26 protein-coding genes are annotated in these 25,890 nt (G+C 69.4%); 10 read left to right on the plus strand and 16 right to left on the minus strand.

What is annotated here, in order from left to right; genetic code table 11:
• Positions 1 to 19: 19 nt before the first annotated feature.
• Positions 20 to 1,057 carry an L-threonine 3-dehydrogenase gene (gene tdh, locus VFL99_RS07320; protein WP_325105677.1) on the minus strand — a complete coding sequence of 346 codons (1,038 nt, stop codon included), beginning with the start codon at positions 1,055 to 1,057 and terminating at the stop codon, positions 20 to 22.
• Between the two features lie 157 nt (positions 1,058 to 1,214).
• Here tdh and VFL99_RS07325 point away from each other — a divergent pair, with 157 nt between their 5' ends.
• Entirely contained in the window at positions 1,215 to 1,616 is a 402-nt protein-coding gene (locus VFL99_RS07325; RefSeq protein ID WP_325105678.1) for a phage holin family protein, read from the plus strand.
• Between the two features lie 20 nt (positions 1,617 to 1,636).
• Here VFL99_RS07325 and VFL99_RS07330 read toward each other — a convergent pair whose 3' ends face one another.
• Positions 1,637 to 1,804, minus strand: a complete 168-nt coding sequence (locus VFL99_RS07330) for a hypothetical protein (RefSeq protein ID WP_325105679.1) — start codon at positions 1,802 to 1,804, stop codon at positions 1,637 to 1,639.
• Between the two features lie 297 nt (positions 1,805 to 2,101).
• Here VFL99_RS07330 and VFL99_RS07335 point away from each other — a divergent pair, with 297 nt between their 5' ends.
• Positions 2,102 to 2,380 (plus strand): hypothetical protein, encoded by a 279-nt coding sequence (locus tag VFL99_RS07335; RefSeq protein WP_325105680.1) that lies wholly within the window; start codon positions 2,102 to 2,104, stop codon positions 2,378 to 2,380.
• Here the strand turns inward: VFL99_RS07335 and VFL99_RS07340 are convergent.
• Positions 2,343 to 3,362 (minus strand): sulfite exporter TauE/SafE family protein, encoded by a 1,020-nt coding sequence (locus VFL99_RS07340; protein ID WP_325105681.1) that lies wholly within the window; start codon positions 3,360 to 3,362, stop codon positions 2,343 to 2,345. The genes VFL99_RS07335 and VFL99_RS07340 overlap by 38 nt on opposite strands.
• 250 nt (positions 3,363 to 3,612) lie before the next feature.
• On the opposite strand from VFL99_RS07340, the gene VFL99_RS07345 reads away from it, so the two are divergent.
• Positions 3,613 to 5,331, plus strand: coding sequence for a peptidoglycan-binding domain-containing protein (locus VFL99_RS07345; RefSeq protein ID WP_325105682.1), 1,719 nt, complete (start codon positions 3,613 to 3,615; stop codon positions 5,329 to 5,331).
• Positions 5,332 to 5,454: 123 nt separating this feature from the next.
• A complete protein-coding gene (locus tag VFL99_RS07350; protein WP_325105683.1) occupies positions 5,455 to 7,566 on the plus strand; it encodes a transglycosylase domain-containing protein in 2,112 nt (703 codons plus the stop codon).
• A gap of 63 nt (positions 7,567 to 7,629) precedes the next feature.
• On the opposite strand, the gene pstB is transcribed toward VFL99_RS07350, so the two are convergent.
• From pstB to pstS, 4 genes are read right to left on the minus strand one after another with little or no spacing between them, the layout of a single operon-like run.
• Positions 7,630 to 8,406 carry a phosphate ABC transporter ATP-binding protein PstB gene (pstB, locus tag VFL99_RS07355; RefSeq protein WP_325105684.1) on the minus strand — a complete coding sequence of 259 codons (777 nt, stop codon included), beginning with the start codon at positions 8,404 to 8,406 and terminating at the stop codon, positions 7,630 to 7,632.
• A 24-nt stretch (positions 8,407 to 8,430) separates the two neighbouring features.
• Entirely contained in the window at positions 8,431 to 9,369 is a 939-nt protein-coding gene (gene pstA / locus VFL99_RS07360; protein WP_325105685.1) for a phosphate ABC transporter permease PstA, read from the minus strand.
• Positions 9,369 to 10,301 (minus strand): phosphate ABC transporter permease subunit PstC, encoded by a 933-nt coding sequence (gene pstC / locus VFL99_RS07365; RefSeq protein WP_325105686.1) that lies wholly within the window; start codon positions 10,299 to 10,301, stop codon positions 9,369 to 9,371. Before pstC ends, pstA begins: the two co-directional genes overlap by 1 nt.
• A complete protein-coding gene (gene pstS / locus VFL99_RS07370) occupies positions 10,298 to 11,422 on the minus strand; it encodes a phosphate ABC transporter substrate-binding protein PstS (protein WP_325105687.1) in 1,125 nt (374 codons plus the stop codon). Before pstS ends, pstC begins: the two co-directional genes overlap by 4 nt.
• A 222-nt stretch (positions 11,423 to 11,644) precedes the next feature.
• Here pstS and VFL99_RS07375 point away from each other — a divergent pair, with 222 nt between their 5' ends.
• Positions 11,645 to 12,889: a sensor histidine kinase gene (locus VFL99_RS07375; protein WP_325105688.1), complete on the plus strand. Its 1,245-nt coding sequence runs from the start codon at positions 11,645 to 11,647 to the stop codon at positions 12,887 to 12,889.
• A complete protein-coding gene (locus VFL99_RS07380) occupies positions 12,886 to 13,569 on the plus strand; it encodes a response regulator transcription factor (protein WP_325105689.1) in 684 nt (227 codons plus the stop codon). Before VFL99_RS07375 ends, VFL99_RS07380 begins: the two co-directional genes overlap by 4 nt.
• Before the next feature lie 8 nt (positions 13,570 to 13,577).
• Here VFL99_RS07380 and VFL99_RS07385 read toward each other — a convergent pair whose 3' ends face one another.
• Positions 13,578 to 14,687, minus strand: a complete 1,110-nt coding sequence (locus VFL99_RS07385; RefSeq protein WP_325105690.1) for an outer membrane protein assembly factor BamB family protein — start codon at positions 14,685 to 14,687, stop codon at positions 13,578 to 13,580.
• 83 nt (positions 14,688 to 14,770) lie between these two features.
• A complete protein-coding gene (locus VFL99_RS07390; RefSeq protein WP_325105691.1) occupies positions 14,771 to 15,382 on the minus strand; it encodes a class I SAM-dependent methyltransferase in 612 nt (203 codons plus the stop codon).
• A 118-nt stretch (positions 15,383 to 15,500) separates the two neighbouring features.
• Between VFL99_RS07390 and VFL99_RS07395 the strand changes: the two genes are divergently transcribed.
• The 3 genes from VFL99_RS07395 to VFL99_RS07405 all read left to right on the plus strand — a co-directional run bounded on the left by VFL99_RS07395 (position 15,501) and on the right by VFL99_RS07405 (position 18,105).
• Entirely contained in the window at positions 15,501 to 15,821 is a 321-nt protein-coding gene (locus tag VFL99_RS07395) for a TraR/DksA family transcriptional regulator (RefSeq protein ID WP_325105692.1), read from the plus strand.
• Between the two features lie 136 nt (positions 15,822 to 15,957).
• Positions 15,958 to 16,719, plus strand: coding sequence for a GAF and ANTAR domain-containing protein (locus tag VFL99_RS07400; protein WP_325105693.1), 762 nt, complete (start codon positions 15,958 to 15,960; stop codon positions 16,717 to 16,719).
• 417 nt (positions 16,720 to 17,136) lie between these two features.
• Positions 17,137 to 18,105, plus strand: coding sequence for a helix-turn-helix domain-containing protein (locus VFL99_RS07405; protein ID WP_325105694.1), 969 nt, complete (start codon positions 17,137 to 17,139; stop codon positions 18,103 to 18,105).
• Positions 18,106 to 18,172: 67 nt separating this feature from the next.
• On the opposite strand, the gene VFL99_RS07410 is transcribed toward VFL99_RS07405, so the two are convergent.
• The 4 genes from VFL99_RS07410 to VFL99_RS07425 all read right to left on the minus strand — a co-directional run bounded on the left by VFL99_RS07410 (position 18,173) and on the right by VFL99_RS07425 (position 22,693).
• Complete coding sequence (locus tag VFL99_RS07410) at positions 18,173 to 19,210, minus strand: Wzz/FepE/Etk N-terminal domain-containing protein (RefSeq protein ID WP_325105695.1); 1,038 nt, start codon at positions 19,208 to 19,210, stop codon at positions 18,173 to 18,175.
• A 12-nt stretch (positions 19,211 to 19,222) separates the two neighbouring features.
• On the minus strand, positions 19,223 to 20,707 hold the full coding sequence (locus VFL99_RS07415) for an O-antigen ligase family protein (RefSeq protein ID WP_325105696.1): 1,485 nt from the start codon (positions 20,705 to 20,707) through the stop codon (positions 19,223 to 19,225).
• Positions 20,707 to 21,531 (minus strand): sulfotransferase domain-containing protein, encoded by an 825-nt coding sequence (locus VFL99_RS07420; RefSeq protein WP_325105697.1) that lies wholly within the window; start codon positions 21,529 to 21,531, stop codon positions 20,707 to 20,709. The genes VFL99_RS07415 and VFL99_RS07420 overlap by 1 nt, the downstream gene beginning before the upstream one ends.
• A gap of 136 nt (positions 21,532 to 21,667) precedes the next feature.
• Entirely contained in the window at positions 21,668 to 22,693 is a 1,026-nt protein-coding gene (locus VFL99_RS07425; protein WP_325105698.1) for a sulfotransferase family protein, read from the minus strand.
• Between the two features lie 236 nt (positions 22,694 to 22,929).
• Here VFL99_RS07425 and VFL99_RS07430 point away from each other — a divergent pair, with 236 nt between their 5' ends.
• Positions 22,930 to 23,526, plus strand: a complete 597-nt coding sequence (locus VFL99_RS07430) for a cysteine hydrolase family protein (protein ID WP_325105699.1) — start codon at positions 22,930 to 22,932, stop codon at positions 23,524 to 23,526.
• On the opposite strand, the gene VFL99_RS07435 is transcribed toward VFL99_RS07430, so the two are convergent.
• The 3 genes from VFL99_RS07435 to VFL99_RS07445 all read right to left on the minus strand — a co-directional run.
• Entirely contained in the window at positions 23,495 to 24,043 is a 549-nt protein-coding gene (locus tag VFL99_RS07435) for a DinB family protein (protein WP_325105700.1), read from the minus strand. The genes VFL99_RS07430 and VFL99_RS07435 overlap by 32 nt on opposite strands.
• A gap of 61 nt (positions 24,044 to 24,104) precedes the next feature.
• Positions 24,105 to 24,725, minus strand: a complete 621-nt coding sequence (locus tag VFL99_RS07440; protein ID WP_325105701.1) for an NAD(P)-dependent oxidoreductase — start codon at positions 24,723 to 24,725, stop codon at positions 24,105 to 24,107.
• 117 nt (positions 24,726 to 24,842) lie between these two features.
• On the minus strand, positions 24,843 to 25,890 hold a 1,048-nt coding region (locus VFL99_RS07445), incomplete at its 5' end, for a pyridoxal-phosphate dependent enzyme (protein ID WP_325105702.1).

A 25,890-nucleotide genomic window follows, 5' to 3' on the forward strand; every position in this document is an offset into this window, starting at 1 on the left:
TCGATCCCTTCCTCGGCCGTCAACTCCAGTCCATGACGACCTTGCCACACCGCCCGGAACGTGCGGCCTCGAACGCGTCCTGCCACTGCTCGGCGGGGAAGCGGTGGGTGATGACGGAGCGGACGGCCTCGCGGAGGGTCGACGAGCTCTGCAGCATCGAGCTCATCGCGTACCAGGTGTCGTACATCTCCCGACCGTAGATGCCCTTGATCGTGATCATGTGGGTGATCACGCGGCCCCAGTCGATCGGGTACGGATCCTTCGGGAGGCCCAGCATGGCGATGCGGCCGCCGTGGTTCATGTTGCCGAGCATCTCCTCGACCGCGGACGGGCTGCCCGACATCTCCAGGCCGACGTCGAACCCCTCGCGCATCCCGAGCTCGCGCTGGGCGTCGACGATCCGGCGCTCGGCGACGTTGACGACCAGGTCCGCGCCGGCACCCTTGGCGAGGGCGAGCCGGTCGTCGCTGACGTCGGTGACCACGACGTGACGGGCGCCGACGTGGCGCGCGATCGCCGCGGACATCACCCCGATGGGGCCGGCGCCGGTCACGAGGACGTCCTCGCCGGCCAACGGGAAGCTCAACGTGGTGTGCACGGCGTTGCCGAGCGGATCGAACACCGCGCCGAGGTCGGGGTCCAGGTCGTCCGGCTGGACCCACACGTTGCTGGCCGGGATGACCACGTAGTCGGCGAAGGCTCCGTCGCGGTTCACCCCGACACTGTTGGTCCTGATGCAGAGGTGGCGTCGTCCGGCCCGGCAGTTGCGGCACGTCCCGCAGACCACGTGTCCCTCGCCGGAGGCGAACTGACCCTTCTGGACGTCGGTCACGTCCTCGCCGACCTCCACGACCTCACCGAAGAATTCGTGTCCGATCACCAGTGGTGGCTGCACCGTGCTGGCCGCCCAGTCGTCCCACTGCTCCAGATGCAGGTCGGTGCCGCAGAGCCCGGCCCGGAGCACGCGGATCTTGACCTCCAGCGGTCCGACCGACGGCTCGGGCCGGTCCACCAGCTCGAGGCCGGGTCCGGCGTTCGACTTGACCAGTGCGCGCATCGGCGTGCTCCTTCAACTCGTGCCCGCGTGGGTCGCCCGCGTGGCATGACGTGGCGTCGGCGTCCAGTGGGACGTCCGTCCACATGATGACCCATCCGAGGCGTCCGTTAACCGCGCGGTGAGTGGGTAACCCGCCGAGGGAGTGAAGGAGGACGCCATGACGCAGACCGGACCCGATGAGGGCAGCGCCCTGTTCGCGGCGGTGCGAGAGGACGTGCGAGCACTGTTGCGGCAGGAGCTGCGCCTCGCGCAGACCGAGCTGATGCAGAAGGGCCGGAACGCCGGCAAGGGCACGGCGGCGCTGGGCGGGGCGGCGGTGTGCGGGGCCTTGGCGACGGCCGGCTCGGTGGTCTTCACGTTGCGGGTGCTGGACCGGTACCTGCCGCCGAAGACAGCCGCATTCCTGCTGACCGCCGGCTACGGAGCGGCTGCGGGGGCGCTCGCCGCGTGGGGCTACGCGCAGATTCGCGAGGCCATGCCCCTCTATCCGGAAGAGACTGTCGAGAACGTCCAGGCGAATGTGCACCAGGCGTTCCCGGGCGACAGCCCTGCGCCGTGACCGGCTCTCCCGCACCCGAGCTAGCGGCAGGCGGTGAGTTGCTGCTCCCCGCCCCGGCAGCGCCGCTCGGGGGTGGCCACCTCGCCCGGGTCATCGGTCGGGCCGTACAGGCGCACCAGCAGGCGCAGGCCGAGCTGGTGCAGACCCCGCGGGGCGGGCCGGTCGGCTGAGGCGGAAAGGCGGATCATCGAGGTCTCCAAGCGGAAGGGGAGCGCCCGGGAACGGGTGGGCGCTGTGGGCTGGCAGGGGCCGATCAGGCGCAGCGATGCCAGCACGTGGCAACGCGGCAGCACAGCGGATAGCTGCGCGCCGGCGTTCGCCACGTCACGGGAGACATGGCCACAGTCGATCACGCGGCGCTGGGCGCGTCCAGTCCTCCAGCGGCGTGTCTTGCCTGCTGGACCAGCGCGAGTTTCGGTGCTGGAAGGAAGGGGTAGGGCGCACACGTCGCCGGAGAAGAGCAACTGGCGGAAAGCAGGATCGTGGTGACTGCACAGGACGACGCGGCCAAGCCGACCGATCAGGAGGTGCGCGACATCCTGGATGCGGCGGCGGTCCTGACTGCCATGGCGGAACTGTCCTCCGAGGCGGACCTCGGGAGTGAGTCGCACGCCTACGCCGAGCGAGTGCTCGGGTATGCCGAGTCGCTGCGCAGGTTCGCCTACCGACAGGAGATTCCGCCCGGTGGCTGGCTGAGCCGCGCCGCCCCCGAGCACGCCCGGATGCTCAGTGGCTGGCGGCCGGCGGATCCACCGCCGGTGTAGGTGGGCGCGTGCGACTGCCGAACATCGGAAGCCCCTGGCGCCTTCGCAGGAGCGCCCAGACCACCGACATGACCAGGAGCAGGGCAATGCCGATCAGGGCGATCAGGACCGGATGGGTCTGGTCCTTACCCGCGCCCAGCGGGGCCCAGCCCGCCTTGTCGAGCAGCGCGAGCCCCGAGATCGTCAGTACCACGACGATGCCGCGACGGATCACTGCGGCGGGAACCTTCGGCGCGAGACGCGCGCCGAGGAGCGAACCGGGAACCGAGCCGAGGACCAACGGCAGGGCAACGCCCAAATCCAGCCCATAGGTCAGGATGTTGGCGATGGCGGCGGCAAGGACGAGGGGGACGGCCTGCACCAGGTCCGTGCCGACGAGCTTCAGCGCGGACAGGGCCGGGTAGAGCATCACGAGCGCGATCATGATGACCGATCCGGAGCCGACCGAGGTGACGCCCACGAGCAGTCCACCCAGGGCGCCGATGAGCACGGTCGGCAGGGGACGGATCACCGGTTCGCCACCCGTGCGCTCCGTGGTGCGCGACCGACGTAGCTGCACGTACAACCGGACCGCGTAGGTCCCTGCGGCCAGCAGCAGGGCGAAGCCGATCGCCAGTTGCAGCAGCCTCTCGATCTGCGACGGCGCTGCGAACCAGTGGAGCAGGTGCGGGCCGAGGAACGCCATCGGGATGGAGCCGAGCATCAGCCAGCCCGCCAGCCGGAGGTTCGGTGCCCCCTTGCGCCAGTGGACGAGGGCGCCCCCGGACTTGTAGACGGCGGCGGCAGTCAGGTCGGCCGTCACCACGGTGGAGGCGTTCCCGACGCCGAGGAAGATGAGTGCCGGCGTCATGAGCGCACCACCACCCATGCCGGTGATCCCCACGACGGTGCCCACCAGGAAGCCGGCGACCACCGTCTTCACGGCGTTGCCGTGCCCGGCGAACCACCCCTCGGTCACCGCCTGCTGTGCAAGAGACCACATCGGCCCTCCTCGGGACAGTAGGGCCGGCAGCCGACCCGGGACGAGAATTGTGCAGTAACTCTACTTGCTGACTCGAGTATAGACAGATGGGTGTCTTCTGTGGACGTCATCTCCGAGATGTGGTGGTCGTCCGTTCGGCCCCTTTTCACTTCAACCACTTGCGCCACAGAGTGCCGGTCGGCTCTACTGCTCAGGCCGATATTCGTTACGACTCCAGATTTCAAGCCGACGCGCCGAAAGATTCCGAAAGATGCTCCCCACCCTGCGCGCAATCTCTCCTGCCCTGAAAGTGACTCTCGGGGCCTCCGCCTCTGTGGCGACAGTCGTCGCCCTCGCGCCCGCCGCCAGCGCCGCCCCAGTTCCCGTTCCCCGGGTCCCGGCGCGGTTGCCCGCGGCCATCGAGAGCTACCCCGCCTACGTCCAGGACAACTCCTGTGACGTGACGGCCAAGCCCGGGACCCTCGCCCTGTCGCAACTGCTGCGGCAGACCTACCCGTCGACGAGCGTCAACGCGACCACGCGCACGTGCGGGACCGACACGATGGTGTCCTACTCCGAGCACTACGACGGCCGATCCGTGGACTGGGGCGTGAGCGTTCGGAACAGCAGCAAGAAGTACGGTGACGCCTTCGCGAAGTGGCTTGTCGGCAAGGACGAGCGGGGGGTCCCGGGCGGCAACGCCCGACGACTCGGCGTGATGTACCTCATCTGGAACAACAAGCAGTGGTGGGGCTGGGCGCCGCAGAAGGGGTGGTTCGACTACCGCGGGTGCTCCACCCGCAAGGCCCTGGCGGGCGCGGCCCACGACAGCGCGTGCCACCGGAACCACCTGCACATCACCCTCTCCTGGGAGGGAGCGATGAAGCGGACCTCCTGGTGGACGGGACACGTGGCGCGGCAGGACTTCGGGCCCTGCCGGCCTGCTGACCTCAACTGGTCCTCCGGCTACACCCGCTTCAACGGGACGCGGTGCCCCTCCTCTCCGCACGTTCGTGCCGAGGACGGTTCCTCCACCCTCCACAAGAGGCTGGTCACCTTCAGCGGGATCACCGTCAGGCAAGGCATGGTCGGCCCGGTCGTCAAGGTCGTCCAGCAGCTCGTCGGCATCACGGCCGACGGCGAATTCGGCCCGGCGACGCGAGCTGTGGTCGCCCGGTGGCAGCGCGAACAGGGCCTGGTCGGGGACGGTGTCGTCGGCTACCGGACGTGGCGCGCGGCGCTGCTGGCCACCCGTCCCTCGTTGAGCAGGTACTACGGCACCGTGCTCCGGCAGGGCAGCCGCGGCGCTGCGGTGAAGGCCCTCCAGGAGCGGCTCGGCGCACTCGCCGTCGACGGACGCTACGGCCCCGCCACGGCGGCGGCGGTGAGCAGGTTCCAGGCGTCGAAGCACCTCCCGGCCGACGGGGTCACCGACCGGGCCACCTGGCTGGCGCTCGACGGCAAGAAGGCGACCGCTGCCACGCAGCCCAAGCGGCAGCCGGCAAAGCCGAAGCACGTCGCCCAGCCCAAGCCGAAGCACACGGCCAAGCCGAAGCACACGGCCAAGGCCAAGCGGGTCTACGCGGCGTACTACCGCAGCTCGGTGCGCTACGGTTCCCGGGGCCGGGCGGTGAAGGTGCTGCAGAACGCCCTCGGCGGCCTGCAGCGGGACGGCGTCTTCGGCCCGGCCACCCGTCGAAAGGTCAACACCCTCAAGCGTGCCAACGGCCTCCGTGTGGACGGAGTCGCCGGGTCGTCGGTGTGGCACATCCTCGGCCATGACTACACGCCCTGGGTCAGCAAGCGCTTGCACCAGGGCTCGAGGGGCCGTTACGTGAAGATCGCCCAGAACGCACTCGGCGGCCTGCGGCCCGATGGCATCTTCGGCCCTGCCACGCGACGCCAGGTCAACCGCTTCAAGAGGGCGCACCACCTGCGCGCCAACGGCGTCATCGACCGAGGTGTCTGGCGCGCGCTGAGCGCTCGCTGAACGCAGCGGTGGCGTGCCCGCTGACCGCGATCAGCGGAGCCGTCGGAGTGGGAGCGACCCGAGCCGCTGTCGCCGTGCGCATTGGTGGTGCACGGAGCGGCCGGACGGGCCACTCTTGGAGATGTGCACGGGCTTGTCGCCAAGTTCGCCAATGTCCTGAGCCTGTTCGGCGCGTTCGTCGCGACCGCGGTGGTGGTCGGCCTGCTGGGCGCCGCCCTGTTGATCCCCGGCGTGGGAGCGGTGGGGATGACGGCACGGCAGGGCGTGCAGATGTTCGACTCCCTGCCCAGCCGGTTCCAGAGCAACCCGTTGTTGCAGCAGTCGACGATCGTCGCCGCGAATGGGGCCGTCATAGCGACGCCGTATGACCAGGACCGCATCATCGTGCCCCTGTCGAAGGTCTCCCGGGCGATGCAGGACGCCCAGGTGGCCATCGAGGACGCACGGTTCTTCCAGCACGGAGCGCTGGACCCCAAGGGCGTCGCCAGAGCCCTCGCCTCGAACCTGGTCAACGGCACCACGGAGCAAGGCGCGTCCACGCTGACCCAGCAGTTCGTCAAGATCTCGCTGGAGGACGACGCGCTGCGCAACGGCAACCAACGCGCCGCCCAGGCGGCGACGGTGCGACAGGGGGTGGCCGGCTATGAGCGCAAGCTGCAGGAACTGAAGTACGCGATCGCCCTCGAGAAGAAGCTGACCAAGGACCAGATCCTGCAGGGCTACCTCAACATCGTCTACTACGGCGACCAGGCCTATGGCGTGGAGGCGGCGGCCCGGCACTACTACGGCATCCACGCCAGCCGGCTCGACATCCCCCAGGCGGCGATGCTGGCTGGCATCGTGAACGAGCCCGGTGTCACGGATCCGATCCACGACCCGCAGGCGGCGCTGCAGCGGCGCAACGTGGTGCTGGACAAGATGTACCAGCACCACTTCATCGACGAGCGGCAGTGGATCACGGCCAAGCACACGCCGGTTCGGCTCCACGTGACCCCGCACAAGAGCACGTGCGCGGCCTCACGGTTCCCCTACTTCTGCACCTACGTGATGGCCTGGCTGGCGCAGCAGCCGGCTCTCGGAGCAACCGTGGCCCAGCGGATCGACCGCATCGACCGCGGTGGCCTGACCATCCGCACGACGCTGGACCCCAGGCTCCAGGATGAGGCGCTACGCAGGCTCCGACAGGCGGTGCCGGCCAACAGGTACGGCATCGCGGGCGCCGCCGTGGTGCTTCAGCCCGGCACGGGCCACGTGCTGGCCGCAGCGCAGAGCACAAGGTTCACCACCGCGCAGCATCCCCCTGCGGGACAGACGGGTTTGAACTACGCCGTGGACCAGGTCTACGGCGGGTCCGGCGGGTTCCAGTTCGGATCGGCGGCCAAGACGTTCGCCGTGGTGACGGCCCTGAAGCAAGGAATGTCGATCCACAGCAACGTCTACGCCCGCCCCGCGAGCGCGTCGAAGGCTGCCACGTTCACCACGGCGGAGCTTCCCGGCCCGTGCGGCCTCGGCCCGGGACAGAGCTATCCCGTGTTCAACGACGAGGGCACCACCGTCGGCAACATGTCGCTGCTCTCGGCCACCACGAAGTCGGTCAACACGGCGTTCGTGGGCCTGGACGGCAAGCTGGGGCTGTGCAACGTGCGTGACACGATGACGCAGCTGGGCCTGCACCAGGCGAGCGGCCAGCCGATCGAGCACCTCGTCGCGCCGATCGCGCTGGGCGCGGACCCGGTGTCACCGATGACGCTGGCCGACGCCTACGCGACCATCGCGTCCGACGGCGAGCGCTGTGCCCCGGTCCCGGTGCTCTCGGTCACCGGTCCCGATGGCAAGAAGCTGGGCATCCGGACGGGCACCTGCCAGCAGGTGCTCGACCCCGTGATCGCCGACGGCACCACAGCGATCCTCAGGCACGTGCTCACCGACGACGGAGCGACCGCCAAGGGTGTCCACCTCGCGGGGCACCGGCCCGCCGCCGGCAAGACCGGCACCGCCGACTTCGGCAACGCCACGTGGTTCGTGGGCTACACGCCGCAGCTGGTGGGCGCGGTCTGGGTCGGCGCACCGGACAACAACGCGGTGCACCTGCGCAACATCCGGCTGGGCGGAACCTTCTACAAGGGACAGGTCTTCGGGGCGACGATCGCGGCCCCCCTGTGGGCCGACCTGCTCAGCTTCGCCTCACGCGGTCTGCCCGTCGAGCGCTTCGCCCCCTACCACTCCGCCGGCTGAGGAAGTGCGGTCCCGACGGCGTACGGACGAACCGGTGCGTCCGCCGACGGCCGACACCTCGGATCAGCCGAATCTGCCGGAGATGTAGTCCTCGGTGGCCTTCTGACCGGGGCTGTCGAAGATGGCCCGGGTGTCTCCCATCTCCACGAGTCGCCCGGGCTGGCCGGTGCCCGAGACGTTGAAGAAGGCCGTCCGGTCCGAGACGCGGGCGGCTTGTTGCATGTTGTGGGTGACGATGACGATGGTGTAGCGAGACTTGAGCTCGCCGATGAGGTCTTCGATGGCGAGCGTTGAGATGGGGTCCAGGGCCGAGCAGGGTTCGTCCATGAGTAGGACCTCGGGTTCCACCGCGATCGCGCGGGCGATGCACAGGCGTTGTTGCTGGCCGCCGGACAACCCGCCACCGGGCTTGTGCAACCGGTCGCGGACCTCTGTCCAGAGACTGGCGGCCCGCAGGGAGGTCTCGACCCGTTCGGCCAGGAGCTTCTTGTCGCGGAGGCCGTTGAGCTTCAACCCGGCGGCGACGTTGTCGAAGATGGACATGGTGGGAAAGGGGTTGGGCCGTTGGAAGACCATGCCGACGGTGCGGCGCACCACGACGGGGTCAATGCCGGCGGAGTAGAGGTTGACTCCGTCCAGGTGAACGGACCCCTCGATCCGGGCTCCGGGCACGACTTCGTGCATGCGGTTGAGGGCGCGTAGGAAGGTCGACTTGCCGCAGCCGGACGGCCCGATGAGCGCGGTGGCAGAGCGGGGCTCGATGGTCATGGTGACTTGGTCGACGGCCTTGACGGTCCCGTAGTAGATGTTCAGGTCGTTGACGTCGATGCGCTTGGACACGAGCGGTGTTCCTCTGGTCTGGGGTCAGTTGCCGGTTCGTCGGGCGAACGTCCGGGAGATGAGTCGGGCGAGCAGGTTCAGGCCGATGACGATCAGGATCAGGGTCAGCGCAGCGGTCCAGGCTCGTTGCAGGAAGGGCTCCAGCGGGATCCCGGGGGCGGCGTAGGAGTAGTAGGAGAAGATGGGCAGGGTCTCCATCCGCCCCGAGAAGGGGTTGAGGTTGGTGCCGGTGGTGGCTCCGGCAGTCACCAACAGCGGCGCGGTCTCGCCGACCACGCGGGCGACCGCCAGCGTGATTCCGGTGGTGATCCCGGCGACCGAGGTGGGCAGCACGACCTTGGTGATGGTGCGCCAGGTGGGAACACCGAGGGCCCAGGAGGACTCACGCAGCTCGCCCGGCACGAGGCGCAGCATCTCCTCGGTGGAGCGAACCACGACCGGGATCATCAGGACGCTGAGCGCGACGGCGCCGATGATGCCGGCGCGGGCGCCGGGGCCGAGGAAGAGGACGAACAGCGTGTAGGCGAACAGGCCCGCGACGATGGAGGGGATGCCGGTCATGACGTCGACCAGGAAGGTGATGGCGCGCGCGAGGCTGCGTGGCCGGCCGTACTCGACGAGGTAGATCGCGGTCATGACCCCGATCGGCACCGAGAGAAGGGTGGTGAGCCCGGTGATGAGGAGCGTGCCGAAGATGGCGTGGTAGGCCCCGCCGCCGGCGCCGACGATGCCACGCATCGAATAGGTGAAGAACTCCGGATCCAGGCGCGCGTATCCGGCGCTGACCACCTTCTGGATCACCGAGATCAGCGGCAGGAGGGCGAGCAGGAAGAAGCCGGTCACCACCACGCTGACGAGCCGGTCCTTCGCGCGCCGCCAGCGGCTCGTCCGGGCGAGCCACAGGGGCGACTGCGCGGCGGTCTCGGTCTCGGGGCGGGCTTGGGTCAGTGACGTCAACGCCATCAGGAAGCCTCACGATTCGCCCGGGCCGCGATCGCGCGGGCGGCGACGTTGACGCCCAGGGTGAGCAGGAAGAGCACCAACCCGGAGGCGACCAGCGTGGCCACGTTGATGCCGCTGGAGTTCGGGAACTGCAAGGCGATGTCCGCGGCGATGGTGCCGGAGTTCGCCGAACTGACGAGGTCCCAGCTGTACCGGGCCGAGGGGGACAGGATGATCGCCACGGCCATGGTCTCCCCGAGGGCGCGCCCGAGTCCGAGCATCGCCCCGGAGACCAGACCGGAGCGGGCCGGGGGGAGCACTGCCTGCCGGATCATCTCCCAGCGGGTGGCGCCCAGGGCCAGGGCGGCCTCCTCCTGCAGGCGGGGGGTCTTGAGGAACACCTCCCGGTTCACCGCGGTCATGATCGGCAGGATCATGACCGCCAGCACGACCCCGACCACGAGCATGGTCCGCCCGGTCCCGCTGGCGGGCCCGGCGAAGAAGGGTAGGAAACCGGCGTGTTCGGCCAGCCACTGCGCGATGCCGACGGAGTGCGGGGCCACCACTTCGATGCCCCACAGGCCGTAGATGATGCTCGGGATGGCGGCCAGCAGGTCGATCAGGAAGCCCAGGCCCTGGGCCAGGCGGCGCGGTGCGTAGTGGGTGATGAACAACGCGATCCCGACCGACAGGGGGGTGGCGATGAGCAACGCGACCACCGCGGACAGCCCGGTGCCGAACGCCAGGGGGCCGATGTAGTGGAGCAGGCCGTGACCGCCGCGCACGTCCTGCGGGGCCGCGGTCAGGGCCGGCCAGGCGCGCCAGAGCAGGAAACCCGCGACGCCGGCCAGGACGACCAGGATGAGCAGGCCCGCGCCGGTGGCCGCCGCGTGGAAGGCGCGGTCGCCACCGTTGCGACGCCGGGCGTGGAGCCGTTCGGTGAGCTGGGTCATGGAGTCTGGATCGCCTTCGCGGCCCGGGTGACCAGGCTCCTGCCGTGCCCGCTCAGGGGCGCCGACCCGGCGGCCCGGGCGGCGACGTGCTGGCCTTCCTTGCTGCCGATGTAGGACAGCCACGCCTTGGCCAGTGCAGCCTTGTTCGGGTCGGAGTACGTCGTGCAGAACAGCTGGTAGGAGGCCAGGACGATCGGGTAGGTGTTCGAGTCCTTGGGGGTGCGCTGGAGGTTGAGGGCGTCGTCGTAGGTGCCACGGCCCGGTACCTGCGTGGACACGTCGACGACCCTGGCAGCGGCGGTGGAGGTGAGCGACACGTCGTGGTTGCCCACCGTGATCCGGGCGGAGGGGAGGTCGCCGATCTGGCTGTCGTCGGCATACCCGATGGTGCCGGTGCCGGACGTGACCGCCTGCACGACCCCGGTGGTGCCCTTGGCCGCTTCGCCGCCGTGCAGGGGCCACATCCCGCTGACCTGGTAGGTCCAGACCGTGGGTGCCGCCTTGGCCAGGTAGTCGGTGAAGTTCTCCGTGGTGCCGGAGTCGTCGGAGCGGTTGACCGCGGTGATCGGCGTGTTCGGCAGCGTGGTGCCGGGGTTGTCCCGCTTGATCGCCGGGTCGTCCCAGGTGGTGATCTTGCGCGCGAAGATCTTCGCCAAGGTGTCCGGTGAGAGGCGCAGGTCCTTCACGCCCTGCAGGTGATAGACGACCGCGATCGGGGAGAGGTAGACCGGGACCTCGATGAGCTGCCCGCCCGAGCAACGCTTCTTGGCCTGTGCCAGCTCATCGGAGGCGAGGTAGGCGTCGGAACCGCCGAAGTCCACCCCTCCGGAGATGAACTGCTCGCGGCCGCCGCCAGAACCCACCGGGTCGTAGTTGACGGTGACGTTCGGGTGGCTCTCCTCGAAGGCCGCCTTCCAAGCGGCGACGGCGGCCGCCTGGGCGCTCGACCCGGCACCGTTGATCGTGCCGGACAACGACGAACCGGAGACTCCGGTCGTCTCGCTGCCGGCAGTGGCTCCGGCGGCGCGCTCGTTGACTGCGCCGCAGCCGCCGAGCAACACGGTGGCGGCTGCAGCGGCCACCGACACACAGAGCCGGCGGCGCAGGATGCTTCGCTCCACACTCAACCCCTCTCCGGGAAAGTCCTTCGGACAGTTGCTATCGGCATCGATCGACCGAGGTCCTACAGCGGGGACCGTAGGCGGCGCAGGTGGCGGCCAGCCGCTCCCGCGGTGAACGGGAGGTGAACGATGGGTGCACGCTCGCCAACGCGGGCACGAGCGGGCCCACGGAGGGCCGGTCAAGCGGTGGACCCACCGACCGCCGTACGTAGGCTGGTGCCCGTGACGACCACCTTGGCCGCCCTGCTCGGCGGAGCGCTCGGCCTGCTGCTCGGGGCCGCCGCCGTCCTCGCCGCGCGCTGGTCCGAGGGCAGGCACGTGGCCCCGTCCCCCATCGGGGTCGACGCCACCGCCCCCGGCACGGTCGCCGACGTGCTGGCAGTCCTCCGATCGAGCGGCATCATCCTCGACGCCGAGGAACGGGTCGTGAACACCAGCCCGCCCGCGGTGGCGCACGGCCTGGTCCGGGACCGGCAGCTCGTGCACGACCAGCTGCTGCAGCTGTCCCGACAGGTCCGCCGGGACGGGGAGATCCGTGAGGCCGAGCTGGACCTGCCGCGCGGGCCGATCGGGCACGGCCGGCTCACCGTCGGCGCCCGAGTCGCCCCGCTCGGCAGCGAGCACGTGCTCCTGCTGGTCGAGGACCTCACCCGCGCCAAGCAGGTGGAAGAGGTGCGCCGCGACTTCGTGGAGAACGTCAGCCACGAGCTGAAGACCCCGGTGGGCGGTCTCGCCCTGCTCGCCGAGGCGGTGCTGGACGCCCACGACGACCCCGACGCCGTGCAGCGGTTCGCCGCGCGGATGAAGGTCGAGAGTTCCCGGTTGACCCGGCTCGTCCAGGAGATCGTGGACCTCTCTCGGCTCCAGACGGCCGAGACGGTCGAGCAACCGCGGCCGGTCAACCTGCACGAGGTCGCCACCGACGCGGTCGAGCAGACCCGGCTGTTGGCCGAGTCCCGGTCCATCAGCGTTGAACTCGACCACGGGACGGTCGACGGGCACCGGCTTCCCTGCGTCGTCTACGGCGACCGGGAGCTCCTGACCACCGCCGTGCGCAACCTGGTCACCAACGCCGTGAACTACTCCGAGAAGGACACCCGCGTCCAGGTGTCGGTCACCCGGGCGGCAGACCTCGGTCGGGTGCGGGTCACCGACGAGGGATGCGGCATCGCCCGCGCCGACCTCGCCCGCATCTTCGAGCGCTTCTACCGGGTGGATCCCGCACGGTCCCGATCCACCGGTGGCACCGGACTCGGGCTGGCCATCGTCAAGCACGTGTGCGCCAACCACGGCGGTGAGGTCACCGTCGACAGCGAGCCGGGCCGCGGCTCGACCTTCACCGTCCGGCTACCGCTCGCGCCGGCCGACGCGCTCGCCGGCCGCAGGCCGGCGCCACCCGGGGTGCGCACCCGCGCCGTGCCCGGCATACCGGCAGGGGAGGATGTGCACGTGGAGGTGCGCCCGTGACGCGGATCCTGCTGGTGGATGACGAGGAGTCGTTCGCGGACCCGCTGTCCTACCTGCTGCGCAAGGAGGGCTACGAGGTGGCGCTGGCCGCCACCGGTCCTGACGCACTCGCCGGGTTCGACCGCGACGGTGCGGATCTCGTGCTGCTCGACCTGATGCTGCCCGGCCTGTCGGGAGTGGAGGTATGCCGTGCGCTCCGGCAGCGCTCGCAGGTCCCGATCATCATGCTCACCGCCAAGGACAGCGAGGTGGACAAGGTGGTCGGGCTGGAGATCGGTGCCGACGACTACGTGACCAAGCCGTACTCGGCCCGTGAACTGCTGGCCAGGGTCAAGGCGGTGCTGCGCCGGGCGGAGGACACCGAGGACGTGAGTTCCGGTGTGCTGGAGGCCGGGCCGGTCCGCATGGATGTCGAGCGCCACGTCGTGACCGTGCGCGGCGAGGACGTCGCGATGCCGCTGAAGGAGTTCGAGCTGCTGGAGCAGTTGCTGCGCAACGCCGGCCGGGTGCTCACCCGCGGGCAGCTGATCGACCGGGTCTGGGGCAGTGACTACGTGGGTGACACCAAGACACTGGACGTGCACGTCAAGCGGCTGCGCGCGAAGATCGAGCCCCACCCGAGCGAGCCCCAGCACCTGGTCACGGTGCGCGGGCTCGGCTACAAGTTCGACGCCGTCTGACGCTCGTCTCACCCTCCGCTCGACGGGTTGAGGTGCAGCGTCCGGTCGACGAGGGAGTTCGGCGGCACCAGGTCCAGGCCGTCCGGGTTCGACAGGTAGCCGGGGGCTCGGCCCGCGTGGTGGGTGTGGCCGTACTGCCAGACGATCTTGTTGGTGTGGGGGTCGATGACGATGACGCGCTGGTTGTAGTCGTCGTTGCACACGATGTCCCCGTTCGGCATCGGGAGCGCCAGGGACGGGTGGTCGAGGGCGGCCGCGCCGGTGGGCCGGTAGCGCCAGAGGGGCCTGCCGGTTCTGGTGAAGATGACGATCTGACCTGGGGCGGAGTAGTCGGTCGTCAGGTACCTGTCGGGTCCGACCTGGTTCGTGTCGGAGGGATAGAGCACCCCGGGCGGGTGGGTGGACCACCTGACCTGCCCCTGGAGGCTCATGGCCGTCACCCAGTCGCCACGGATCTCGGTGACGAGGAACTCTCCGGGCGCGCTCGGGAACATCCCGTTCGGCGCTCCCCAGGCACGGGGCGGGTCGTGGTAGCCGCCGGTCGGGCCGCCCCAGACCCGTGCGGGACGGTGCGCGCCCTCGGTGATGTGCAGGAGGCGCTGGTTCTTGATGTCGGCGGTGACGATCGAACCGTCGCGCAGCATGATCGCGTCGTCCGGGTTCCACAGCTGGTTCGGGCCGGCGCCGTGGCTCCCGGGCGTGCCGTAGTGGTAGACGATGCGGTGCGTGGCGATGTCGATGACGCGGATGACGAAGTCGTCCTCCTCCGTGACGATGATGTGTCGGCCGTCCGGGGTGAAGAACGCGTCATCGGGAACGCGGAACGTCTGCCCGGGGCGAAGATCGCCCGGTCGGGGGAACCGCCAGCGGATCCGCCCCTGCGCGTCGACGATGATCAGCCGGTTGTTCGCCTTGTCCGCGATCAGCAGCCCGGTGGGTAGCGCGTGCGGATCCGATCCGGGATGCAGGTGACCGGCGCCGGGACCCAGGGGCCTTCCCTGCCAGGGCTGTCCGGGGCCCGCGCCGCTCGACGGGGCCGTGCTTCGGCTCGGCTGGGCGGCTCGCGGGTGCTGAGCTGTGACCGGCGCTGGGCTCCTCGGGGACGAGATGGCGCTCACGGGCGGCGTGCCCGCACTGCTGCACGCGCTCACACCGAGGGCTGCTGCGGTGGCGACCAGTACGAGCCGACTGATCCGCATGGTCACGCGACGAAGCACGCTCGGTAGTCGCCCGGCAGCCCGCGGACGGTGGTCAGTTGCAGTCCAGCGCCATTGGCCAGGCGGGTGAGGCGGCGGAGACGCACATAGTGCCGGTCAGCGAACTCGCCGACGACGAGCCGGCCACCGGGGCGCAGCACGCGCTTGACCTCCGTCAGCACCCCTGCGGGATGGGGAATCTCGCCCAGCACGGTGACCATGTAGACGGCGTCGAACTGATTGTCCTCGAACGGCAGCTGGTGCGCATCCCCGCGCACCACACGCAGGTTGGTCAACCTCCGCCGCCGTGCCCGCCGGCCCACCACATCGAGCATGCCCTGCTGCACGTCCATCGCCTCCAGTCGGCCGTCCTGGCCCAGCCGCGCGGCGACATGCAGGGCCTGCAGGCCGCTGCCGGGCCCGATTTCCAGCATCCTCTCCCCGGGACGCGCTCGCAGGACCTTGTCGACGGCGCGGTTCCCCAGCCCCGGCAGCGGAATGTCGAGCAGCCAGCGCTGTCGTACTGGGTAGGGGGCCTCGTCGAGGAGGACGCCGGCGGTCAGGGCAAGGGCCGTCCCCGCAACCGCCAGCAACACCTTGACGGCACGCCTGCTCATCTGAGGCCTCCGAAGCCGTCAGCAACCGCTTACGATTCCGTCGAACCGCCATTTCACGCTAGGAGCCGAACCTGTGTGCCGGCTCGGAACGGCGGGGAACACGCCCTACCCTGACGACGTGCGACCTGACATAGACGAGCTCCTCGCGGAGCGGGAGGAACGGCTCCAGCGCGACCTCGCCGAACTGACCAAGCCCGCTGGCGAAGTCGGCTCGATCTCGTTCGGCAAGCGGGTCGGCGAGGGGACCTCGATGGCGGCCGACCGTCTCACCGCGGTGTCGGCGCAGGAACAGCTGCTCGCGATGCTCGAGGACGTGCGGCGGGCCCGACAGCATGTGGCGCAGGGCAGCTACGGCCGGTGCGAGGTGTGTGGGGAGGCGATCCCTGAGGAGCGACTCGAAGTGCGCCCGTGGGCCATCCGGTGTGTCCATCACAGCTGAGCTGAGAGGCCGGCAACCACCGGAGCACCGTTTGACGTCGTGCGTGCAGCACAAGAGGCTGGGGACGGGCCTTGCCCGGTCGTCCCACGGAGTGGGTCGCCCCGGGCCGGCGCCCGGCGAGTGTGTGGAGGTAGAGATGAGCGGCCGGCACGCCAGTGCTCGGGGACGACCCTCGGCCGAGGACACGGGCTCCATGGTGGGGCGGGACCAGTTGGCGACTCGCCTGAGCGAATTGGCCCGTGAGCTGCAGCACGAGCAGGACCTGGATTCGTTGCTGGGCAGAATGGTGGCCACGGCCGTGCGCATGATTCCGGGAGCCGAGGAAGGCTCCATCAGCAGGGTGCGCGCCCGTCAGCATGTCGACTCCCACGTGTCGACGGGTGAGCTGCCGAAGCGAGTAGACGCTTTGCAGAACGAACTCGGCCAAGGACCGTGTCTGGATGCGGTCTATGAACAGCAGACAGTCCGCGTCAACGACTTGAGCACGGCGGAGCGCTGGCCCCTGTTCGCTCCCCGGGCCGCAGAAGCGGGGGCCCTGAGCATGCTCGCGTTCCAGCTGTATGTGCAGGGCAACAACTTGGGCTCGCTGAACCTCTTCTCCAGTCGCCGCGGGGCGTTCACCGACGAGTCGGAGCACATCGGGCTGCTGTTTGCGGCCCATTCCGCCGTGGCCTTCGCTGACCTGCAGATGCGGGAGCAGCTCCACGACGCACTGGCCACCCGTGACCTGATCGGGCAGGCCAAGGGCGTCCTCATCGAGCGGCTGAAGATCACTCCCGAGAAGGCCTTCCTCCTCCTGGCTCAGGTGAGCCAGGAGACCAACACCAAACTGGTCACCGTGGCCGAGCAGCTGGTGCACAGCGGCGTGCTGGATCAACGCGACGTCCCGGGCGACTGACCGCGCGCCAGAGGAGGTGGATCCCGAAACCGCGGCAGCGGACCGCTATGACGCCCTCCGTGCCGGCGGCGAGGGGGGCGCTTGCGGCTCGCGGGCCTCACGTGCCGACCTCCGGCACCATCCACCGCTGGTGACGCTGTGCCGCCTCCGCCCGGGCGGGGGAGTCAGCTGGCCGTGCAGGTCCCCGTCGGGGGTCCAGTGCAGGTACTCCTCCTCCCAGGGATGGTTGAGCAGCCAGAGCCGCTCCCATGCCTCGACCTGGTCGCTGTTGGCCTCTCGGAGACGCGTCCACAGGCGTCGGACCGATCCGTGGGCGAAGGCGAGGTCAGCGAGCATTCCCATACCGACCAGCATCGGTCGGGATCGATGGGCTCAACACTGGCAGAACTGACAGGTGTCGGGGATATTCTGCCAACCATGATTCGAGACGTGGTGGCGCTGGTCGGCACAGAGATCCACCCCTTCGAGTTGGGGGTGGCCAGCGAGGTGTTCGGCCTCGACCGGTCCGCTGACGGCCTGCCCACGTTCGACTACGCCGTGTGTTCCGCGGACCAGCGTCCCCTGCGCACGGTGGGCGGGATGACGGTGCAGGTCGGCCATGGGCTGGAGCGCGCTCGCACCGCGGACCTGATCGTCGTGCCGGCATGGCGGACCGACGGGGCTGCGCCCCAGCCCGGTGTTGTCGAGACCCTGCGGGCGGCCGTCGAGCGTGGGGCGACCGTCCTGAGCGTCTGTTCCGGCGCCTTCCTCCTGGCGGCCGCCGGGCTGCTCGAGGGCCGGGTCGTGACGACGCACTGGTACCACGCCGACGCCTTGCTCGAGCTGTACCCGGGCCTGCGAGTCGAGCGCGACCGGCTCTATGTGGAGGACGGGCCGGTCATCACCAGCGCCGGCACGGCGGCCGGGATCGACGCCTGTCTCCACCTCGTGCGGCGCGAGTTCGGTGCCCGCGTCGCGAACGGCTTCGCCCGGCGAATGGTGGTGTCGCCCCATCGCGACGGGGGACAGGCCCAGTTCGTCGAAACGCCGGTGCCGACGCGCCGGCGCTCCCAGGACGACCTCGGTTCCCTGCTGGGGTGGCTCCCGGCACACCTGGACCAGCCGCACACCGTCGAGGCCCTGGCCTACCGGGTGCACATGTCGCCCCGCACCTTCGCCCGCCGGTTCACCGCGGCGACCGGCACTGCCCCGCACCAGTGGCTCACCCGGCAGCGTGTCCTCCTGGCGCAGCAGCTCCTGGAGGAGGACCGTCTCGACGTCGAGGAGGTCGCCCGACGGGCGGGCTTCAGCAATGGGGAGGCCCTGCGGCACCACTTCGTGCGCCAGCTCGGCACCACGCCAAGTTCCTATCGGCAGCGGTTCAGCCACCGGCTGGTCACTGCCTGAGGGCGTCCTCGCCCGTGCCGCGCCACCCGCCGTCTGGCGGCGGGTGGCGCGGCACGCCGTGCGGGGACTACCGGACTGTCGCCGAGGCGCCCCTCGCCGGCGAGCCGTTCCTGGCCGCAGTGGTCGCCGCCGCGACCCTCGTCGTCGGGTTGCCGCGCGCGGCACGCGCGGCCGAGCGGGAGCGACTCAGCATCTCCAACATGGCCACCAACGCGATGGCGACGAAGACAGCCGCGCCGGTGACGGGCAGCACCGTCGACCACATCGTCGAGACTGGGTCGACCGTGGTGACCGGGCTCACCGAAACCACCTTGGCGGGGTCGGCAGCGGCCTTCTGGGTCTGCGCGTCGAGGAGCTGCTGTTGCGCCTGGCCCAGCGTCGTCGCGGCAAGGTTGCGCTCGGAGGTCAGCTGCTCGTACTGGGTCACCAGCGGACCAAGGTCAGGCAGCTGGTGCTTGGCGGTGGCGATCGCTCCGCCGAGCGCAGCCGCGCCCGCGGAGTCACCGCTGGACAGGCGCTGCGCCTGCACCTGCTTGAGCGAGTTGAGGTTGTTCAGCTGATCCTGGTACATCCGGGTCGGGTCGACCATGCCGTGCTTCGTGCGCCAGTCACCGATGGCCGAGTTTGCCGCAGACAGAGCGGCCTTCGCGGAGTCGACTCGGTTCTGGGCCAGAGACACCTGCGTGTCGAACAGTGTCGAGAGGGTTTGCGTGGTCAACGTCCGCAGCACCGCGGCCGGAGCGTCGTGGTCCGTGGACGTGAACGTCAGGTCCATGACGCTGCTGGCGCCCATCTGGGTGATCAGGAGCCCGTTCGCGATGACCGCCCGGCTGACCCCCGTGGCCCGAGCGGTCTCGGTCAACACGGCAGGTGACTGCGCTGTCGCCTGGAACTGAGCCACGTACTGGTTCACCGCCTGGGAGCCCGAGTACTGGTTCGAGGTGGACCCGCCCACCAGTGCTGGTGCTGAGATGCTGCTGGAGGCCGTGTACTGCGTGGGCGCCCCGAGTATGAGGTAGACAGTGACACCCGCGGCGATCACGGGGACGCCGATCAGCACCCAGATCCTTCGCCGGGCGGCCCTGAGGTAGTCGATGAGGTCCATGGTGTTCTCTTCCTAGTCCGAGGTCGGTCGGGGCACCGATGAGAGGTGGAGATCCTCGCGAACGGGGCTGTCCGCAAGGGCTGTTACGCCGTCCGAGGGCGCTCCGCGGGCGATGAACGAGGCTGCCGCCGCGAACGTGACGAGGTACCACAGGCACACGACGTTCGACATGACGTTGGCAGCCGCGCTGCCCACGATGAAGCACCAGGCACACCCGAGAGCGCCAGCGGCGACGGCATGCTCGAACGTCTGTGGTCTGGCCGCGCGCAGTGCCCGCCGCGCGTTGCCGACGAGCGCGGCGAGCCAGGCGACGTAGGTGAGCAGGCCGAGGACGCCCATCTCGACGTAGGCGCGGATGAAGTCGTTGTGTGGTTGCTTGGCGGCGTCGGTGTTGTACTGCGTCATGTTCAGGCCGATGCCGGTGATGGGGTTGGAGTTCGCCAAGGGGAGCACCTCGGTCCAGTAGTCCAGCCGCCACTGCAGCGTGTTACCGGTCGGCGTGCCCCCGATGTTGCGGGACGAGCCCAGCTCGGCAAACCTGCTGCTGACTCCGGGCAAGGCGATGGCCGCAGCGAGCACCGCTGCGCACAAGCCGGCCAGCAGCGCCTTTCGACGCTCGACGATCGCGATCACGATGATGCCGAAGACCGTGGCAATGAGCGCACCGCGCGTCAGCGTGAGGACCAGGAACACGGATGACAGCGACAAGAGGCCGGCCATGACGAGCTTCGCCCGTCGGCTGAGGTGGGGCAGGATCGCGACCCCGAAGACGATCATGAAGGCCAGGTAGCGGGAGAACGTGTTGGCCTGGCTGAAGGGCCCCGTGATCCGTGTGAAGCTGCCCTTGACCTCAGAGGCCGGGTTCCCGGCCGCCATGGTGTAGAGCGTGTAGACGAGCGGAAACAACAGTGAGACATAGGCCGTCGTCAGCACGCGCCGCAGCATCAGGTCGCTCGAGATCAACTGTTCCAGGACGACATACATCATGACGACCGAGGCGATGCGCAACCACTCGAGCAGGCTCACGAGCTGGGCGGCCGAGCCGGTGACCCCGATCAGCCCCACGGCTCCGAAGGACACCAGTGCCAAGCGCAGCCGCGAACCCCTCAGGTGACCGGTGTCGAAGTACTGTGCGCACAGCCACAACGCGGCGGCGAGCAGGAAGAGCGCCCCCAGCATGCTCGAGGGGTCGAGTCCGCGCGACGCCGTGTTCGTGGCGGTGTTGCCGGCCGAGGAGCCGCTGAGCTTGAAGAGATCGATGCTGGAGCGGACTCCCAGGACCAGCAGCACGAAGACCGAGAAGCGGGTGCAGGCCAGGACAGCGAGGACACCGACCACGGCGATGGCGATCGGTAGCACCACCATGCGCTTGTCGCTGCCTCCGGCGGACATTCCGCTGAAGACGGCGGCCAGGGCCATGGCCACGGCGGCAAGGGCGGTGAAGATGCGGCCGGGCACGAACCATCGCGTGCGGGCAGGCAGGCCGACGGACGTCATCAGTTGGCACTCCAGGTGAAGTCGATTCCCGGCAGCGCGTACAGGAGCCGGTTGTGCGGCCGGTAGTACTCCCGCAGCTGCTCGACCTGCTCCTCCGGCATTGCGCTGTAGCGGCCCTGCTTCATGGCGGTCAGCCCAGCCAGCCGGACAGGTGGGACGTCGAGGAACTCCCAGACCTTGGTGAGCTCCAGGTTGGGGTCGGCAAACAAGCGCTCGCTCTGCAGGATCAGAACCTGCTCCGCAGCGAAGAATTCGTAGAGCCGCTCCAACTGCTCGGCGTAGTGCCCGCGCGACAGGTAGCTGTGGTGCCGGTAGGAGAAGCTCTCGTATGCCGGATCAGCCTGCATGCGCTGCACCTCACCTCGCAGCCGGCTCGGTTCTGCCGCGACGGCCTCTGTCACGGAAAGGTGCTCGTGGCCGCGTGCCACCTCGTACTGGTAGTGCGACCACAGCCGCGCTACCGGATCGCGCAGGACGAGAATGAGCTTCACGTCGGGGAGGGCCCGTGCGATCCGTGCCGGCGCCAGCGGGTGGAACATGTAGTAGGGACTGGCTTCGCCGGTGATCTGGAAACCTGACGAGAGCGGCTCGAACTTCGAGCGGAACCACCCCGGTCCCCGCCCGTAGTTCACGTCGAAGTAGTGAGTGCCCTTCAGGGCCCGGCACGGCGCGATCGACGGGTGCCGAACGATCCAGTGGTAGGTGGACGTGGTCCCACCCCGCTTCGTGCCCACGACGAGGAAGGTCGGGCTCATCCGCCGGGCGCTGTCACTCCATGGCAGCAGGGGGGCGAGCAGGTCGACTCCCACACGTCTGACGCTCATCGGATCCGCCTAGCACGGTTAAGAGGTTCACTTCAAAACCGCAGCCGGGGCCAGGTCAGCCGCACAAGCATTCTTACCGGGTGGGGCGGGGCAGCGGGTGGTTTTGCCGAAATCAGCTGCCAAGCCCTTCGTCAGCTCACCGCACCTGGGGGGCAGGTCCGGCAAGCGCCGTGGAGGTCAATGAACCCACTTGGTACCCAGCAGGATTCATCGCCGAGGAGTTGGGTCGCCCTGGCTTAACCGCGTCGTGGCTCAGCGGGTAACCGTGCCGAGTCAGCGAGTCGCCGATGGCCTCCTCGAGGCGGTGGATCGCGGCCGGGCCCAGGTCTCGCTGCCAGGCTGTCCCGCGACCTCTTTCGAAGGTGTGTCGAGCGAAGCCGGCTTCGAAGGCCGCCGTCCAGTCCAGGTCGAGGAAGCCCAGGAGGCGGGAGATGTTCGCTCGCGGCGCGGCGATCAGCTCTTCAAACCGCAGGTCCATCCATTGGCCCGGGGGCACCTGTGAACGCGCCGTGTCGAAGGCGTCGAGCAGCAGTTGCCATCCCAAGCCGGCCAGCACCACGAAGTCGCGTCGTGACTCATCCCAGACGGCTCGCTCGCGCTCCGGCAAGGGTCCCAGGTACCAGTTGGCCGGCCCGGCATAGCCATCCCACCAGCCCACCTGCAGCCATGAGTTGGCCACTGCGCGACCATCGCGAACCACGTGGACGAATCTGGCGTCGGGAAAGGCCTTCCGGAGCAGGCCGACGCGTGGCCACCCGGTCACGTGGTGCATGAAGACGGACGTTCCCTGGACCTGCTGGCGTTCGAGGAAGAACGACCTCAGGCGCTGAACCAACCACGGGGTTGCATCGACGTCCGTGAGGTCGCGGCACGGCCGCGGAAGGATGGAGGAGACCTGTCGCTCCAAGAGTTCCCAGCCCTCCGACGGAGCGATCCGGAGGCGGGCAAGCTCGAGGGGGTGACGTCTGTTCCGGAAGGCCCGCAACGACGGGTCGCGCGGCTCACTGTGCGTGAACAAGGTCTTGTTCCAGCGCCCCTTGAGGTCCAATCGGGGAAGCTTGTCGTCCAGGTTGGAGACGAATCCGACATCTGGGTGTCGGGCGACCAGTTCGGTGAGGAGGGTCGAGCCGCAGCGGCCTGTCCCGATGATGAAGGTGAGCATGGATGTGCCCTTCTCGAAGTCCGGGGGCAGGGCAACCCCCCGAAGTGTTCGGGCCCTGGTGCAGGGAGCGCACCGGAGCCGACTCCGCGCGTCATGCTAGGGCGTCGCCGTCGTCGCCGTGCGCCTTTTCGGCCAACTCGCTCCTGTCCGCTGCCCTCCTGCCGCTTGTCGGTACCTGTCGCTAGCGTGCAGGAAGCTGGATGACCACCGTCGTGTAGGAACAGGAGCACCGCACCATGACCAACCTCCCCGGCCGTTCTCGCACCGCTTTGCTTGTCATCGACGTGCAACGAGGCGTCGTCCCTGACGCGTACAACCGTGAGGGCGTCATCGCCAACATCCGTGCCCTCGTCGACCGGGCTCGCGCGGAGAATGTCCCCGTGGTGTGGGTGCAGCACTCCGACGAGGGGCTGCCCGAGGGGTCACCCGAGTGGGAGTACGTTCCCGAGCTGCGGCGCCGGGACGATGAGCCGCTGGTGCGCAAGCACTACGGCGACTCCTTCGACGACACCGACTTGGAGTCGATCCTTGCCGACGGGGAGGTGGGGCGGCTGGTCGTCACCGGTGCCCAGACCGACGCGTGCATTCGTGCGACCCTCCACAGCGCGCTGGTGCGGGGCTACGACACCACCTTGGTCGAGGACGCCCACACCACCGAGGACCTACGCAAGTGGGGCGCCCCCATCGGGCCGGAGGAGGCGATCGCCTACACCAATCTCTACTGGCAGCACTCCGCTGCAGCCGGACGGACCGGCGGCACCTCCCCGACGAGCAGGGTGGACTTCGCCCCGACGAGTCTGGTCAGCCCCGCACGTCCCACAGGTGGTGCGTGAGCTCGTGGAGGAAGTACTGGGCGAGGGTCCCGGCAGTGAACCGGGTTCCATCGCTTCGCCGGGCAGGCCACGCCCACTGCTCCTCGGTGGGGCCGGCGTAGAGGTCTGCAGCTCGGTCAAGTGACTCGGTGAGTTGCCGGCTCACGGCCACGGGGTCGGCCCGCCAGTACTGCTGTGTCGACGCGGCCTCGTTCTGGTCCCAGTCGGCGAACTGCACGAGCTCGCCACCGGCCGCCAGTATCTGCTCCAGGCGCTCGGTCATGACCTGAGACATGTCTCGGACGTGGCCGCCGTATTCGAGGGCTGACCAGGTGTTGGCCGACGGGCGATCGCGCACGTCCGCACGGCCCAGGACGGCGACGAACCGCGGTCGGGCGTCCCGCACGATGGTGGGCAGCTCCTGCGGTCGGACCCGGGAGGCGTCAAACCCGCAGTCCGGACAGCGCTTGTCGAGCACCCAGGTCCAGTCGGAACGATCTGGTGCCACCGGGCCCGGGTCCTGCACATCGTCGGCCACGGCTCCCGAGCCTATGCCACCCTGCACTGCGCTTGCGGACAGCGTGAGCGGTCGTTGGAGCTCACGCGTTGGCGACGGTGAAGCGGCCATTCCTGACCGTCGGCTCCTCGATCTCGTCGAGCGCCGCGACCGCGAACGTTCCCGTGCTGACGAAGTCACCGACGGGGCTGTCACCACCGATGACGTACTTCTCGGTTGCCGCACCCGGGCCGATCTCGGGAGCCGGGCACGCCATCACCCAGTCGATGGTGTCACCGGCTGCACGGTAGAACTCGAGGACCTTGGCGAACGTCGTCGCCTCGGCCTTGTAGGCCTCGGGGAAGTCAGGCGTGTCCACCAGGCGGGTGCCGTCGTCGGTCAGGAGGCTGCCGGCCCCGCCGACGACGAACAGACGGGCCTTCGGCGCGGCAGCGACCAGATCCCGGTGCCCTTCCAACAGAGGTTCGTGCGAGCCGCCGCTGCGGTCCGGAGGGACGGCGATGACCACCACGTCACTGCCGGCCGCACGGGCGACCAGCTGCGCGGTCTCGGCGAGGTCGCCGAGCTCGTAGTCCACCCGGCCGAGCGGCCGCTCCGGTGCATGCCTCGCCACACCATGGACATGGTGACCACGGCGAACCGCCTCCTCGGCGATCTGTTGACCGACCATGCCCGTCGCCCCATAGACGGTGATCGTGCTCATGGCTTTGCCTCCCAGTTCGCCTCGTGGACCGGCCAAGCAGGGGATCGTTGGCCACACCCATGAGACTGTCCCACAGCCGGTCCCGGTTGATGCGCAGCGCAATCAGGTGTGGTGCAGCTACGAGGGCAGTCCTTCCGTGCTGAGGAGCGCGACGACGGCGTCGTCAGGCAGATCGAGCTGGCCGCGGCGCGCCGGGTCGGTCAGAGCGGCGCGGGCCCCGGCCAGCGTGGCGGCACCGCAGGGCCCGGAGGCCACGCCCAGCGCCATCAGGTCTGAGGAGGCCCGCAAAGCCTGGGCGTCGGTCACCACGACGGCGGCGTCACACCCTCGCTGGAGCACGGGCCATGCAGCGCTCGAGACGGTGCCGCAGTTCAGTCCGGCCATGACCGTGGCGGCGGTCGGGACACTGGTGGGTCGGCCGTGCGACAGGCTGGTCAGGAGACAGGCGGCGGTGTCCGGCTCCACGGACAGCACCGCGGGATGGCTGCTGCCCGCTCGACGGTAGTGGGTGACCACGGCCTGAGCCAGCGAACCGACACCCACGGGCACGACAACCAGGTCTGGCGCGCGCCCGAGCGTCTCGTCGACCTCCTCGAGGAGCGTCGCGTACCCCTCCACGATCCACGCGGGCACGTCCTCGTAGCCCGGCCACGCAGTGTCCTGCACCAACGCCCGGTCCCCGTCGGCACGGGCATACTCCGCCGCGGCCGCGACGGTCTGGTCGTAGTCGCCATCGACCCGGACGACCTGCGCGCCCTCGGAGGCGATGAGGTCGGCAGGGCCCTGCTGCATCACGGAGGGGACGAAGACCGTCGCGGTGGTCCCCAGCTGCGCGGCCACGCGGGCCACCGCACGCCCGTGGTTGCCGTCGGTGGCCGTGACCAGGGTCGCACCGGGCTGACGGTCCAGCACCTGCTGGCAGGCCCAGGAGGCACCGAGCACCTTGAAAGCGGGCAGCCCCAGTCGCGACGACTCGTCCTTGACCAGCAGCCGCCCCACCCCGAGCTCGACGGCCACGGACGGGAGCCCGACCAGCGGTGTGGGCGCATACCCCGGAAGCGAGGCATGGAAGGACCGTGCGGACGCTGCCGCCTGCTCGGAGCACCAGTGACGCGCGGAGGGATGGCAGTACCAGTCGTTCACCCGGCCAGTCTCGGGGACACCG

This window comes from Segeticoccus sp. (genome assembly GCF_035708005.1).